Source organism: Novosphingobium sp. SG707 (assembly GCF_012275515.1).
GTDB lineage: Bacteria > Pseudomonadota > Alphaproteobacteria > Sphingomonadales > Sphingomonadaceae > Novosphingobium.
Map to the genome: position 1 here is coordinate 192,451 of NZ_JAAZQL010000002.1, position 14,719 is coordinate 207,169.

General features: G+C 65.1%; 9 protein-coding genes. 7 read left to right on the top strand and 2 right to left on the bottom strand.

All coding sequences use genetic code 11. From position 1 onward, the window contains the following. The first annotated feature begins 56 nt into the window (after positions 1-56). The 3 genes from FHW92_RS05705 to FHW92_RS05715 all read left to right on the top strand — a co-directional run bounded on the left by FHW92_RS05705 (position 57) and on the right by FHW92_RS05715 (position 5,603). Positions 57-1,031: a UDP-2,3-diacylglucosamine diphosphatase gene (locus FHW92_RS05705; RefSeq protein ID WP_168602304.1), complete on the top strand. Its 975-nt coding sequence runs from the start codon at positions 57-59 to the stop codon at positions 1,029-1,031. Then, positions 1,028-2,104, top strand: a complete 1,077-nt coding sequence (locus tag FHW92_RS05710) for a glycosyltransferase family 1 protein (protein ID WP_349237648.1) — start codon at positions 1,028-1,030, stop codon at positions 2,102-2,104. Before FHW92_RS05705 ends, FHW92_RS05710 begins: the two co-directional genes overlap by 4 nt. Before the next feature lie 76 nt (positions 2,105-2,180). After that, positions 2,181-5,603 carry a PAS domain-containing hybrid sensor histidine kinase/response regulator gene (locus tag FHW92_RS05715; protein WP_168602305.1) on the top strand — a complete coding sequence of 1,141 codons (3,423 nt, stop codon included), beginning with the start codon at positions 2,181-2,183 and terminating at the stop codon, positions 5,601-5,603. Positions 5,604-5,848: 245 nt separating this feature from the next. On the opposite strand, the gene FHW92_RS05720 is transcribed toward FHW92_RS05715, so the two are convergent. Then, entirely contained in the window at positions 5,849-6,475 is a 627-nt protein-coding gene (locus tag FHW92_RS05720; protein WP_168602306.1) for a response regulator transcription factor, read from the bottom strand. A 180-nt stretch (positions 6,476-6,655) separates the two neighbouring features. Then, complete coding sequence (acs, locus tag FHW92_RS05725; RefSeq protein ID WP_168602307.1) at positions 6,656-8,605, bottom strand: acetate--CoA ligase; 1,950 nt, start codon at positions 8,603-8,605, stop codon at positions 6,656-6,658. Between the two features lie 247 nt (positions 8,606-8,852). Here acs and FHW92_RS05730 point away from each other — a divergent pair, with 247 nt between their 5' ends. From FHW92_RS05730 to FHW92_RS05745, 4 genes are all read left to right on the top strand, one after another. Then, complete coding sequence (locus tag FHW92_RS05730; RefSeq protein WP_246869967.1) at positions 8,853-10,325, top strand: DcaP family trimeric outer membrane transporter; 1,473 nt, start codon at positions 8,853-8,855, stop codon at positions 10,323-10,325. Positions 10,326-10,374: 49 nt separating this feature from the next. Beyond that, positions 10,375-12,141, top strand: a complete 1,767-nt coding sequence (locus tag FHW92_RS05735) for an MFS transporter (RefSeq protein ID WP_168602308.1) — start codon at positions 10,375-10,377, stop codon at positions 12,139-12,141. Between the two features lie 120 nt (positions 12,142-12,261). Next, positions 12,262-12,783, top strand: coding sequence for a GNAT family N-acetyltransferase (locus tag FHW92_RS05740; RefSeq protein WP_168602309.1), 522 nt, complete (start codon positions 12,262-12,264; stop codon positions 12,781-12,783). Between the two features lie 41 nt (positions 12,784-12,824). Then, complete coding sequence (locus FHW92_RS05745) at positions 12,825-14,714, top strand: AMP-binding protein (RefSeq protein WP_168602310.1); 1,890 nt, start codon at positions 12,825-12,827, stop codon at positions 14,712-14,714. Positions 14,715-14,719 lie beyond the last annotated feature (5 nt).

The following is a 14,719-nucleotide window of genomic DNA, read 5'->3' on the forward strand; positions in this document are numbered from 1 at the left end:
GCGGTGCAATTTGCCTGATATAATCCGCGCGCAACGGGTTCTATCGGGGAAATGCCATGGCGCGCGCTGCTTTTGCTTCGGGGCTCGATCCGGCCCAGACCGCTTTTCTGTTTGGCGAAGGGGGCAATCCCGGCGCGCTGGGCGGCGATGCGGCGGTCGTTTCGGCCAAGGGCGGGATCGCCTCATGGCTTGATCTGCCCGAACCGCCCGATCCCAAGGGGCTGCGGCCCAAGCGGCGCTATCGCACGGTGTGGATTTCCGACGTTCATCTGGGCACGCGCGGCTGCAATGCCGATATGCTGGTCAGCTTCCTGCGCTCGGTGGAGACCGAGACGCTCTATCTGGTGGGCGACATTATCGACGGCTGGCGGCTGAAAAAGGGCTGGTACTGGCCCGACGCGCATAATGAGGTGCTGCGCCGCATTCTGAAGATGGCGCATCGCGGCACGCGGGTGGTCTTCATCTGCGGCAACCATGACGAGATGCTGCGCCCCTATGCGGGCCTGACCTTTGGCGGGGTGGAACTGCTGCTCGATGCGATCCACACCACGGCCGATGGGCGCCGCTTGCTGGTGGTGCATGGCGATGCGTTTGACGCCATCGTGCTCTATCACCGCTGGCTCGCCTTCCTTGGCGACAAGGCCTATGAGCTGATGCTGCGGGTCAACACCACGTTCAACGCGGTGCGGCGGCGGATGCATCTGCCCTATTGGTCGCTCTCGGCTTACCTGAAAAAGCGGGTCAAGAACGCGGTCCAGTTCATCACCCGCTATGAGGAAGCCGTGGCCCATGCCGCCGCCGAGCGGGGCGTTGACGGTGTGGTATGCGGCCATATCCATTCGGCCGAAATCCGCCAGTTCGGCGCGATCACTTATTATAATGATGGCGACTGGGTGGAAAGCTGCACCGCGCTGGTCGAGGATTTTTCGGGCCAGATGAGCATCATCGACTGGCTGGCCGAATTGAAGAAGAATGCCGCCGATAAGGCCCCGGTGGCCCAAGAGGCGATGCCGGTGGGCGTGCCTGCGTGACCGCTCTCCGGATCGCCCCCCGGATCGCTATCGCCAGCGATGCGTGGTTTCCGCAGGTCAACGGCGTGGTGCGCACGCTGGCCGCGACGGTCGAGCATTTGCGCGGGCGCGGGGCGGAGGTAGAGATGATTACCCCCGACCGGTTCCTGACCATGCCGATGCCCGGCTATGCCCAGATCCGGCTGGCGGTGGCGCCGCGTTTCAATGCGCGGCGGATGCTCGACACCTATCGCCCCGACATCGTGCATATCGCCACCGAAGGCCCGATCGGCTGGGCCGCGCGCGGTTGGTGCCGGGCGCGCGGGGTGCCCTATACCAGCGCCTTTCACACGCGGTTTCCCGAATATCTGGCGCTGCGTTCGGGGCTGTCGGCGGAATGGTTCTGGCCGGTGATGCAGCGTTTCCATGGCGCATCGCGCGCGATCATGGTGGCCACGCCCAGCCTTGACGTGGAACTGGCCGCGCGCGGATTGACCCAGACGCGGCGCTGGAGCCGGGGGATCGACCATTCCCAGTTCACCGCCGATGGGCCGGTGGCGGCGGATATGGCCGATCTGCCGCGCCCGATCCTGCTGAACGTGGGCCGGGTGGCGCCGGAAAAGAACCTTGAGGCCTTTTGCGAGCTGAACACCGCCGGCAGCAAGGTGGTGGTGGGCGATGGCCCGGCGCTGGCCGAGATGCAGCGGCGATACCCCCATGTGCATTTCCTCGGCCCCAGGAGCGGCGCGGCGCTGGCCGCGGCCTATCGCGCGGCGGACTGCTTTGTGTTTCCCAGCCGCACCGACACATTCGGGCTGGTCATCATCGAGGCGCTGGCCTGCGGGGTGCCGGTGGCGGCCTATCCGGTGGCCGGACCGCTCGATATTCTGGGCGCGGATGGGCGGGGTGAGGGCGGGATTGCCCCCGAACCTGTCGCCGCGCTGGACGATGATCTGGACGCGGCGGTGGCGTGCGCGCTGGGCCTGTCGCGGGGCGGGGCGGCGGCGTTCGGCGCGGGCTTTACATGGGAAAATGCCACCGACCAGTTTCTTGCCGCGATTGCGGGCGCGCTAGAGATGACGCAGGCGGCCTGAGTCCGCGCCTGGCCCTGATCGACGCTTGGCTTCACCCGCCTCCATGGGCTAACACCGGCCCATAGGGGGATTGGTCATGGGTTTGGGCACGGCGGCGCTGTTTGCATTGGGCTGGATCGGCCTGCTCTTTGCGGTGGCCACGCTGGCCGAGGCCTATGGCGAAAGACCGCGCGGGCGGCTGCGATTGGCGCAACCGGGGCTGAAACGGCTCAGGCTTGGGGCCTATACGCTGGCGCTGGGGGTCTATTGCTCCAGCTGGACCATCTATGGCGCGGTGGGCAGCGTGGTGCGCGAGGGGTGGAATTTCCTGCCCATTTACCTCGCGCCGATTGCCCTGCTGGCGCTGGCGCCCGGTTTTCTGCGCCGCCTTTCGGCCACCCTGCGCGAGACACAGGCGACCACCCCGTCCGACTTTATCGCCGCGCGTTTCGGCCATGATGTGGTGGTGGCGCGGCTGGTCACGGTGATCGCGCTGGCGGGCAGCGTGCCCTATATGGCGCTGCAATTGCGGTCCATTGGCACGGCCATGGCGATCATCACCGGCAATGGCGACCCGGTTGTCGCGCCCACGATGCTGGGCGCGGCGGGGCTGCTGGCGCTGTTTGCGATCCTGTTCGGCGCGCGGCGGTTTGAACGGTCGGGCCGGTCGGAGGGCATGGTCTATGCCATCGCGCTCGAATCGGGGATCAAGCTGCTGGCGCTCTTTGTGGTGGCGGCGCTGGCCATAGGCATCGTCATACAGGCCGATGGCGCGCGCGCGGAGCAGGGGCTGGCCCAACTGGCCCGCCATTTCCGCGCCGAGGATATTTCACTGGAAACCGGGGTGATCGCGCTGATTTCGGCCTGCGCGATCCTCGTCCTGCCGCGCCAGTTCTACATGGCGTTGGTCGAGGCGCGCGATGTCGATGATCTGCCGCGCGCGCGCTGGGGCGTGGTAGCCTACGTGCTGGCGATGGTGCTGCTGGTCGTGCCGATTGCATGGGCGGGGATTATCGCGCTGGGGCATGGGGTGGCGCCTGATTTTTACGTGCTCTATCTGCCGCTGGCCTCCGGACATGGCGTGATCGCGGCCGCCGCGCTGATTGGCGGAATCAGCGCGGCGGCCGCCATGGTCATTACCGACGCCACCGCGCTGGCCGCGATGGTGTCGAATGATCTCATCTTTCCCTCGCTGCTGCGCGGCGGGGTGGGGGTTGGCGCCGAAGCGGGCGTGCTGGGGCGGCGGATGCTGCTGGTGCGGCGGGCCTCGATCGTGGGGGTCATCGCGCTGGCGTTGACTTGGGCCGAACTGGTTTCTCCGCGCCAGACGCTGGCCTCTATCGGGCTGGTGGCTTTTGCCGCAATGGCGCAATTCACGCCGCATATGATTCTGGCCGTGTTTGGCGGCAACCGCGACGGCATGGCCGCGCGGGCCAGCCTTGGCGCGGGGCTGGTGCTGTGGCTCTACACGCTGGCGCTGCCGCCGATCCTGCCCGAAGGCTGGCGGGTGTGGCTGGCGGCGGGGCCGCTCGATCCGTTGCGGCTGCTGGGCATCGGCCATGCGCCGCCGCTGGTGCATGGGGTGCTGTGGTCGCTGGGGGTCAATCTGACGATGTTTGTGGCCGTTTCGGCACGGCGGGGGGCGGGCAATCCGCTGCCCTCGCTGATGGGGTGGCAGCGGCAGGTGTCGGACCTGTCGGACCTCAAAGACCTGACCGCCAGTTTCATCGGCCACGAACGCGCCGAGCGCGAATTTGCCGATGCGCGGCGGGGCATGGCCATCGACAGCCGCTCGGCCCAGCGCGCGCGCAAGCTGATCGCCGCCGTGGTGGGGGCCAGCAGCGCGCGGGCGCTGGTGGCCAGCGCGATGGCGGGGGGCACGATGAGCCTTGCCGCCGTGACGCGCCTGCTGGACGAGCGCGGGCAGTCGCTGACCTTCTCGCGGCAATTGCTGGCGGCCACCTTTGAGAATATCGAGGCGGGCATCAGCGTGGTCGATGGCGAACAGAAGCTGGTGGCGTGGAATACACGCTATGAGCAATTGTTCGATTATCCGGTGGGGCTGCTCTATGTGGGCGCGCCGGTGGCCGATCTCATTCGCCACAATGCGCGGCGCGGCGATTTCGGCGCGGGGGCCGATGTCGAGCATGAGGTGGAAAAACGCCTGCGCCATTTGCGCCGCGCCCAGGAATACACGTTCGAGCGCTATCGCCCCGATGGTCAGGTCATCAAGATGGTGGGCGGGCCGATGCCGGGCGGTGGCTATGTCACCAGCTTCATCGACATCACCGCCGAGGCGCAGGTGCGCGCCGAATTGAAGCGCACGCTGGCGGGGATGGAGAGCCGCGTGGCCGAGCGGACGCATGAATTGTCCGAGGCGAACCAGCGTCTGGCGCAGGCCGACCGGGACAAGACCCGATTTCTGGCCGCGGCGAGCCATGATCTGTTGCAGCCATTGCACGCCGCGCGCCTGTTTACGGCGGCTCTGGCGCGCGATGTGCCCGAACATTCGCGGGTGCTGGTGGGGCGGGTGGACAATGCGATCATCGCGGCGGAGGATCTGCTGCGCGCGCTGCTCGACATTTCCAAACTGGATGCGGGCGGGGTGCAGGCCCGGCCGGAGCCGCTGTTGCTGGCGCCTTTTCTGCGCGATCTGGTCGAGAATTTCCGCCCGATGGCCGAACAGAAGGGGCTGGAACTGCGTCTGGCGCGGATGAGCGCGCGGCCGATGGTGCTGCGCACCGATCCGGGCCTGTTGCGCTCGCTCCTCCAGAACTTCCTCACCAATGCCCTGCGCTATACGCTCGATGGCGGAGTGCTGGTGGGCGCGCGCTGGCGGCATGAGGCGCAGGGGGGAGAACAGGGGGCGGCGCAGGGCGAGGAACTGCGCATCGATGTCATCGACACCGGCGTCGGCATCCCGCCGCAGCAGCGCGAGGCGATCTTTGGCGAATTCACCCGCCTTGGCGAGGTCGAGGCCGAAGGGCTGGGGCTGGGGCTGGCGCTGTCGCGGCGGATCGCGCGCCTGCTGGGCGCGCGGATCGAGGTCGTCTCGCAAGTGGGCCGCGGCAGCCGCTTCAGCCTGACCCTGCCCGCTGCGCAGGATGCGGTGACGATGAGCCTGCCCAGTGCCGCGCCTCCGCCCGGCAGCGTGGCCGCCCATGCGCGTGCGCTCAATGTGCTGGTGCTGGACAATGACCCGCTGACCGTGGAGGCAACCGCCGCGCTGCTCACCGCGCTGGGCCACCATCCCCACGGCGCCGAGGATGGCGATGCCGCCCGGGCCATCCTGCGCAAGGGGCCGGTCGATGCGGTGCTGGCCGATTATCGGCTGGATACGGACGAGGATGGGCTGAGCGTTGTGGAAAGCCTGCGCGCCGAGCAAAGCGGGCTGCCCGCGATGCTGATTACCGCCGAGATCAATCCGGCGATCCGTGAGCGGGCGCTGGCGATGGGCGTGGTGATGATGGCCAAGCCCGCCAATGTGGCAGGGATCGAGGGGTTTTTGGCGGGGGTTTGAGGTTTAAGTTTTTATGCGAGGGACTGGACCCTCGCGCTCCCGTTACTGTCTGCGTTGTGCCAAGGGTTCGGCGTCTGGTGTCGGACGCGCTGTTTGGAATGTGAAAGCCTGCGGCGCGGCTAATTCTGACTTCTCTGCGCCGCAGGCTTTAAAAACCCAAACAACGCCAGCGGTAAACCATCACCCCATTAACGGGATTGCAAAGGGACCGAGTCCCTTTGCCCGCCGGAGGCACCTTCCAAACCTTACCCCTTCAAATCCAGCCCCAAAGACCGCGCCACCAGCGCCGCCTGGGTCCGGTTCCGCACGTCGAGCTTGCGCATGATGGCGGTCATATGGGCTTTGACCGTGGCCTCCGCGATGCCGAGGTTATGGGCGATCTGCTTGTTCAACTGCCCGTCGAGCACGGCCAGCAGTACTTTGAGCTGCGTCGGCGTCAGGCCCGCGACCTCGCGGCGGATGGTGTCGAGTTCACCATGGGCGTCGGTCGCGGCGGGGGCGGCAGCGCCCAGCGTGTCGGCGATCGCGGCTTCGATGGCGGACAGGTCGCTGTCCTTGGAGAGGAAGCCGATGGCGCCAAATGCGCGCGCTTCCTGCGGCGCGGCGCTGCCTTCGGCGCTGGAGACGACGAGGATCGGCACATCGGGTTTTTCGGCGTGGAGCAGCGCAATGCCCGAATAGCCCACCGCACCGGGCATTTTCAGATCCAGCGTGATGAGCGCAAGGTCGGCTGCCTCGGCGGCGGCGCGGGCGGCGGCGGTCAGTGTTCCGGCCTCGACGATGCGCGCCTGCGGCAGGACCCGGTTGACGGCGAGGCTGAGCGCCTGGCGGAAGAGCGGGTGGTCATCAGCAATAAGGACGGTCTGGGTCACGTGAGGCAGGCTTTCAGGCAATGATGCTGCCGACTCGCCATCAGGCCGGGCTGTCGGTTCTGCGCCTTATGATAGACCCGCTGGCCCTTGCGGCAAGCCCTTGCAGGCGTTTGCGCCCACCAAAAATGAACGGGCCGTCAACTTTCGTTGGCGGCCCGTCCTTAATCACAGCGACTTGTCTTATGCGTTGGCCAGTTGCGGGCGGTTGGCCAGCAGGTGATCGACCACCGAGGGGTCGGCCAGCGTGCTGGTGTCGCCCAGATTGCCGACGTCATTTTCCGCGATCTTGCGCAGGATGCGGCGCATGATCTTGCCTGAGCGGGTCTTGGGCAGGCCGGGAGCGAACTGGATCACGTCGGGCGTGGCGATGGGGCCGATTTCACGGCGCACCCATGCGATCAGCTCCTTGCGCAGCGCCTCGTCGGGTTCGACGTCCGCGTTGCAGGTGACATAGGCATAGATGCCCTGACCCTTGATCTCATGCGGCATGCCCACCACGGCGGCCTCGGCCACATGCTCATGGGCGACCAGTGCGGATTCGATTTCCGCCGTGCCCATGCGGTGGCCCGAGACGTTGATCACGTCGTCGATGCGGCCGGTGATCCAGTAATAGCCGTCCTCGTCGCGGCGGCAGCCGTCGCCGGTGAAATAGTAACCGGCAAAGGTGGTGAAATAGGTCTGGAAGAAGCGTTCCGCATCGCCCCAGACGCCGCGCATCTGACCCGGCCATGAGTCTGCAATGACGAGGCAACCGTCGCCGGGACCTTCCATGATCGTGCCGTCATTGTCGAGCAGCAGCGGCTGCACGCCGAAAAACGGGCGCGAGGCCGAGCCGGGCTTGAGCGCCGTGGCGCCGGGCAGGGGGGTGATCATCGTCCCGCCCGTCTCGGTCTGCCACCAGGTGTCCACGATCGGGCAGCGGCCTTCGCCCACCACCTTATGATACCATTCCCACGCTTCGGGGTTGATCGGTTCGCCCACCGAGCCAAGGACGCGCAGCGACTGGCGGCTGGTCTTCTTCACCCATTCATCGCCTTCACGCATCAGGGCGCGGAGAGCCGTGGGGGCGCCGTAGAAGATCTCGACCTCATACTTGTCCACCACCTGCCAGAAGCGGCTGGGATCGGGATAATTGGGCACGCCTTCGAACATCAGCGTGGTGCCGCCGTTGAGCAGCGGGCCATAGATCAGGTACGAATGGCCCGTCACCCAGCCCACGTCCGCCGCGCACCAATAGATCTGGCCGGGGCGATAATCGAAGACATATTGATGCGTGGCCGAAACCCACACCGAATAGCCGCCGGTGGTGTGCAGCACGCCCTTGGGCTTGCCGGTGGAGCCGGAGGTGTAGAGGATGAACAGCGGGTCTTCGGCGTTCATTTCCTCAGGGGTGTTTTCCGGCGAGGCGGCGGCGCAGGCCGTGTGCCAGTCGATGTCGCGGCCCGCCACCATGGGCACATCGCCCCCGGTGCGCTTGAGCACGATCACCTTTTCAATGCCCGGCGCATGGGCGGCGGCGGCATCGACGTTTTTCTTGAGCGGAACCTTCTTGCCCCCGCGCAGACCTTCATCCGCCGTGATGACGATGCGGCTGCCGCAATCCTCGACGCGGCCGGCCAGCGCCTCGGGGCTGAAGCCTGCAAACACGATGGAATGGATCGCGCCGACACGGGCGCAGGCCAGCATCGCCACGGCGGCTTCCGGCACCATGGGCAGATAGATCGTCACCCGGTCGCCGCGATTAACGCCCTGATCCTTGAGCACATTGGCAAAGCGGCACACCATCTCGTGCAGCTCGCGATAGGTGATGCGGCGTTCGGCCTCATCCGGGCTGTCGGGTTCCCACAGGATGGCGATCTGGTCGCCGCGCGTGGCCAGATGGCGATCCAGCGCATTGGCCGACAGGTTGAGCGTGCCGTCCTCGAACCAGCGGATGCCGAAATCGCCCGCGTGATAGGATGTGTTCTTGACCTTGGTGAACGGCTTGATCCAGTCGATGCGCTGCGCTTCGGTCGCCCAGAAAGCGTCGGGATCGCTCACCGACTGCTGATACATGGCGGTATAGCGCGCGTCGTCGATCAGGGCATTTTCGGCCCATTCGGCGGGGACGGGATAGATGGCTTCGCCCACGTTTCAGCACTCCTCTCAAAATTCGTTCCGATGGACGTAACGTGAGGGAGCCCCTCGCGCAGCCCATTCTTTGGAACAATACTAGGCCAATATGGTCCAAGTCGTAGCCCTTACCAAGGTCGTACATGCAAGGTCGGCAAATAAACCTTGGTCGGGATAGATCGTAACGGCTGTTACGAGTGATCTTTCCATCACGGATCGGACTGTCCCCCGCAAGAAGGGATGGCCAAATGGATGGAGAGGATTGATGACGCTTTTTTCGGGAAAGGCGCGCGCGATGGCGGTTCTGCTGGGCGCGTCCGCGCTGGCGGCGCCGGTGGGTGCGATGGCCAAGGCGGCCCCTGCGCTGAGCGCGCGTGAGGCTGCCCTGCTGGCCCGGCTGGAAAAGCTGGAGGCCGAGGTGAGCCAGTTGCGGGCCGATGCCGCCGCCACCCGCCAGCAGCAGGGCGAGGCCGTCCAGGCCGTGGCCACCCAGGCCAACACCGCCACGCAGGTGGCCCAGAGCGCCGCGCAGGAGGCCAAGGCCACCGGCGAGCGCGTGGCCGCGGTGGAAAAGAAGCCGACCCCCGAGGGGATGCGGGTTGGCGCGACGAATATCCGCATCGGCGGCTTCCTGAAGTTCAACGCCGATTACAGCCATTTCGACGGCGGCACCGTGGCCACCAACACGCTGGGCCGCGACTTCTATCTGCCTCAGGCGATCCCGGTGGTGACACCCACCAGCCGATCGAGCACCGACACCGATTTTTCGGCCAAGCAGACGCGGATCTGGCTCAACCTCGACACGACGGTGGCGGGCCATACGGTGCGCGGCTATCTCGAAACCGATTTCCAGACCACGGCCAGCGCGGCCGCCAATGTGACCGGCGGCGGCAGCCAGCGCACCACCAATGGCTATACGCTGGCGCTGCGCCGCGCCTTTGTTCAGCTCGACAAATGGACCTTTGGTCAGGACTGGACCACGTTCCAGAACACCGCCGTCCTGCCCGAATCGACCGATTTCGTGGGCGCGACCGAAGGCACCGTTTTCGTGCGCCAGCCTCTGGTGCGCTATTCCACCCCGCTCTCCAAGGCGGCCACGCTGCACGTCTCGGTTGAAAACCCCGAGAGCGCCACGGCCAATGCAGGGTCTGCCGCGCTGGTGGAAAACGGCACTGACCATCTGCCCGATTTTTCCGCCCGCCTGAATTACATGACGCGGCGTGGCGAGATCAGCTTTGCCGCGCTGGGTCGTCAGGTGCGCACCGAAACGGCCGGGGCGGGGATCACCCGCGCGGGCTTTGGCGGATCGGTTGCGGGCAAGATCTTCCTCAATGAAAAGCGCACCAGCGACCTGCGTTTCTCGGCCACCTATGGCCAGAACATCGGGCGCTATGTGGGCCTGAATTTTGCCCCCGATGCGGTCTATGTCGCGGCCACCAACAGCCTGGCCGATGTCCGGGTGTTTGCCGCGCTGGCCGCCGCGCGCATCGCCATCACGCCCACCCTGCGCGTCAATGTCATCGGGTCGATGCAAAGCGCCGACTATGACGGCGACCTCAGCCCCACCGCGATTGCCGCCTATAACAAGAAGGCGTGGTCGGGCGCGGTCAACCTGTTCTATTCGCCGGTCAAGGCCATCGACCTTGGCATCGAATATCGCCACGGCCAGCGCGAACTGATCAATGGCCAGAAAGGCAACATCGACCGGCTCGAGTTTGCCGCACGCTATAATTTCTGATCTAATCAAATCATAACGGGTCAAAAGACCCATAACGGGAGCGCCTGTCATGTCTGTATTGCATGAAACGGCAGAGGATCTAGCCAGACTGCCAAAGCATCATGTCGCCACCCATGACGAGAAACTGGTGATTACCGCCAGCTCGCTGGGCACGGTTTTCGAATGGTATGATTTCTATCTCTACGGCCTGCTGACCGCGATCATCGCGGCCCAGTTCCTGACCGGCCTCAATCAGACCACGTCCTTTATCATGGCGCTGCTGGTGTTCGCGGCAGGCTTTATCGTGCGCCCGTTCGGGGCGCTGGTGTTTGGCCATATCGGCGATCTGTTCGGGCGCCGCTATACTTTCATCATCACGCTCACGGTGATGGGCCTGTCGACCTTCCTCGTCGGCTGTCTGCCCACCTATAAGCAGGTTGGCGTGGCGGCGCCCATCATGCTGGTGGTGCTGCGCATGTTTCAGGGGCTGGCGCTGGGCGGCGAATATGGGGGCGCGGCCACTTATGTTGCCGAACATGCGCCTGCCGGAAAGCGCGGGCTTTACACGAGCTGGATCCAGATCACGGCGACTGCCGGTCTTGCCATGGCGCTGCTGATCGTCATCACCGTGCGCTCGCCTGTGACCGGTGTGGGTGAGGAAGCCTTCAAGCAATGGGGCTGGCGCATTCCCTATCTGATCTCGGGCCTGTTCCTGGTGCTGGGCCTGTGGCTGCGCCTGAAGCTGCATGAAAGCCCGGTGTTCCAGAAGATCAAGTCGGAAGGCAGCGGCTCGAAGGCTCCGTTGAAGGATGCATTCGGTAAGTGGTCGAACCTCAAGATCGTGCTGATCGCTTTCTTCGGCGCCATCGCGGGTCAGGCTGTCGTGTGGTACACGGGCCAGCTCTATGCGATGTATTTCCTTGAAAAGATGCTCAAGGTTGACGGTCTGACCGCCAACACGCTGATCATTACCGCGCTGTTGCTGGCCACGCCTTTCTTCCTGATCTTCGGCATGCTTTCGGACAAGATCGGCCGCAAGCCCATCATCCTGACCGGCTGCGCGCTGGCCGCTCTCACCATGTTCCCCGTGTTCCATGCGCTGACCGAGGCGGCCAATCCGGCTCTGGCCCATGCGCAGGCCAATGCCCCGGTCAAGGTCATGGCCTATCCGGGCGAATGCTCCTCGCAATTCGACCCTGTGGGCGCCAACAAGTTTGACACCACCAGCTGCGACATCGTGAAGAACGCTCTGGCCAAGGCGGCGATCAATTACGAAAACGTGGCCGCGCCTTCGGGTTCGGTGGCCAGCGTTTCGATTGGCGGCAAGACCATCATCGCCCCCGATCCGGCCCAGATTTCGGGCGAGGACAAGAAGAAGGCGATTGCCGACTTCACCACCGCGCTGGTCGGCAAACCGGCAACGCCCGCCAAGGCGGCCGAGGGCGGCAAGCCTGCGGTCGAAGCCAAGCCTGCGGTTGTGGGTGAACTGACCAAGGTGGGCTATCCCACCAAGGCCGACCCGGATCAGATCGACAAGCCCAAGGTGGTGGCGATCCTGTTCTATCTCGTCCTGCTGGTCACCATGGTCTATGGCCCGATCGCGGCCATGCTGGTCGAACTCTTCCCCAGCCGGATCCGCTACTCGTCCATGTCGCTGCCTTATCATATCGGCAATGGCTGGCTGGGCGGTCTGCTGCCTGCCATCGGCTTTGCCATGGTCGCGGCCAATGGGGATATCTACTATGGCTTCTGGTATCCGGTGATCGTGGCGGCGGCCACCTTCTTCTTTGGCCTGTTCTTCCTGCCCGAGACTTTCCGCCGCAACATCGATGAATAATACTTAGGTCTTACTCCCTTGAAAGTCGCGTCCTGATCTGGCCTATTTGGCCCAAATCAAGGCGCGACTTTGCTTTTGCGCCCAAAGGCGCGTCCATCCTGCCTCTCAAGGAGACTTGCCATGACCACCGATGCCGCCATCAGCCACCAGCTCACCACCCGCGATGGCGTGGTGCTGGACGTGCGCCCCGCCACCGAGGCCGATGAAGCCGCGCTTTCGGCCTTTTTCGACGCGGTGTCCGAACAGGACCGTCGCTTCCGCTTCTTCGCGGCTGGTGAGCATGTCAGCCATGATCAGCTCGACCCCTTGATTCACGCCGATCATTTCCGCAGTGAAAGCTATATCGCCTTTGAACACACCACGGGCGAATTGGTCGGTTCGGGCCTGCTGGCCTGCGACAACCAGCTCGACACGGGCGAAGTGGCGGTTTCGGTCCATGCCGATTATCGCGGGCGCGGCGTGGGCTGGGCTTTGCTCGACCTGCTGGCGCGCGAAGCCGAGCGCCGGGGCGTGCGCCGCGTGATCTCGATCGAGAGCCGCGACAACCATGCCGCCATCGAGGTCGAGCGCGACAAGGGCTTTACCCCCGAGGCTTTCGAAGGCGATCCGACTTTGGTCGTTCTATCGAAAACCTTCCGATAAGGCGATAGTCATGGCCAGAATTCATAAACATGAGGATGGCCATGAGCGAGCTTTATACTTCAGCCTGGCAAGAAAGCATCGAGAACCGCGAAGCTTTCTGGAGCCGCGCTGCCGGGGCTGTTGAATGGAGCAAGGAGCCGTCGCGCGCATGGGACGATGCGCGCGGCTGGTTTCCTGACGGATCCTTGAACACGGCCGTCAACGCGATTGACCGCCATGTTGCCGCCGGGCGCGGTGATGCCGCCGCCATCATCTATGACAGCCCGGTCACCGATACCGTCGAAACCTACAGCTATGCCCGTCTGGCCGATGAAGTGGGCCGCGTGGCCGCGATGCTGGCCCGCCTTGGGGTGGAGCGTGGGGATCGCGTGATCCTCTATATGCCGATGATCCCCCAGACGATGTTCGCCATGCTGGCCTGCGCACGGTTGGGCGCGGTGCATTCAGTGGTGTTCGGCGGTTTTGCCGCGCATGAACTGGCCAAGCGCATCGATGACGCCACCCCGCGCCTGATCCTGACCGCCAGCGCGGGCGTCGAGGGCAGCCGCAGGATCGCCTATAAGCCGATGGTGGACGAGGCGCTGCGCACATCAAACCACCAGCCCGACCATGTGGTGCTGTTTCAGCGCGATGTACTGGCCGCCGACCTCATTGCGCCGCGCGATCTCGACTGGGCCGCGATGATCGAGGAAACCTCCGCCGATCCCGTGCCCCCGCCTGCCGAAATGGCGGCCGATGATCCGCTCTACATCCTCTATACCAGCGGCACCACCGGCACCCCCAAGGGCGTCGTGCGCGAGAATGGCGGCCATGCGGTTGCTCTCACATGGAGCATGGCCAACATTTACGGCGTGGGGCCGGGCGATGTGTTCTGGGCGGCCAGCGATGTGGGCTGGGTCGTGGGCCATTCCTATATCGTCTATGCGCCCCTGCTGGTCGGGGCCACGACGGTCCTGTTCGAGGGCAAGCCTGTGGGCACGCCCGACGCCGGCACCTTCTGGCGCACGATCCAGCGCCACGGGGTCAAGATCTTCTTCACCGCCCCCACCGCGATCCGCGCCATCCGCAAGGAGGACCCCTCGGCCAGCTTCCTGCACGAGATCGGCACCGGCCCGTTGCAGGCGGTGTTTCTGGCGGGCGAGCGGGCCGATCCCGACACGATCCATTGGCTGGAGGAGCATTCCAGCCTGCCGGTGATCGACCACTGGTGGCAGACCGAACTGGGCTGGCCGGGGGTGGCCACCTGCCATGCCCTTGGCGACACGCGGCGGCGCGCGGGCAGCGCGGGCTTTCCGGTGCCGGGCTATGAATTTGCGATTCTGGGCGACGATGGCAAGGAACTGGGCCGCGATCAGTCGGGCTTTGTCGCCGTGCGCGAGCCCTTGCCGCCCGGCGCCTTCCGCACGCTGTGGAACAACAAGGCGGGCTGGGAAAAGAACTTTGCCGCTTTCCCCGGATGGTATGAAACGGGCGATGCGGGCTATATCGACGCCGATGGCTTCGTTCATATCATGGGCCGCACCGACGACATCATCAATGTTGCGGGCCATCGTCTGTCCACCGGGCAGATGGAGCAGATCGTGGCGGCGCAGGACGGCGTGGCCGAATGCGCGGTGATCGGGGCGGATGATGCGATCAAGGGCATGGTGCCGATCGCCTTTGTCGTGCCGCGCGCCGGGTTTGATGCCGATGCCAGCCTGCCCGCGCGGGTGATCGCCGGGGTGCGGGGCGAGTTGGGCGCGGTGGCCGCGCTCAAGACCGCCTATGTGGTGGGGGCGCTGCCCAAGACGCGCTCGGGCAAGATCCTGCGCAATCTGCTGCGCAAGATCGCCAATGGCGAGGCATGGACCTGTCCGCCAACCATCGACGATCCGGCCATCCCGGCGGGCATCGAAAACGCGATCCGGCAGAGCAGCGCGCAAGTGGCCTAGAAATG

Excerpts from the sequence above, each read along its gene's own strand:
- FHW92_RS05705 (WP_168602304.1), top strand. The coding sequence starts at position 57 with ATGGCGCGCGCTGCTTTTGCTTCGGGGCTCGATCCGGCCCAGACCGCT.
- FHW92_RS05715 (WP_168602305.1), top strand. The coding sequence starts at position 2,181 with ATGGGTTTGGGCACGGCGGCGCTGTTTGCATTGGGCTGGATCGGCCTG.
- FHW92_RS05730 (WP_246869967.1), top strand. The coding sequence starts at position 8,853 with ATGACGCTTTTTTCGGGAAAGGCGCGCGCGATGGCGGTTCTGCTGGGC.
- FHW92_RS05735 (WP_168602308.1), top strand. The coding sequence starts at position 10,375 with ATGTCTGTATTGCATGAAACGGCAGAGGATCTAGCCAGACTGCCAAAG.
- FHW92_RS05740 (WP_168602309.1), top strand. The coding sequence starts at position 12,262 with ATGACCACCGATGCCGCCATCAGCCACCAGCTCACCACCCGCGATGGC.
- FHW92_RS05745 (WP_168602310.1), top strand. The coding sequence starts at position 12,825 with ATGAGCGAGCTTTATACTTCAGCCTGGCAAGAAAGCATCGAGAACCGC.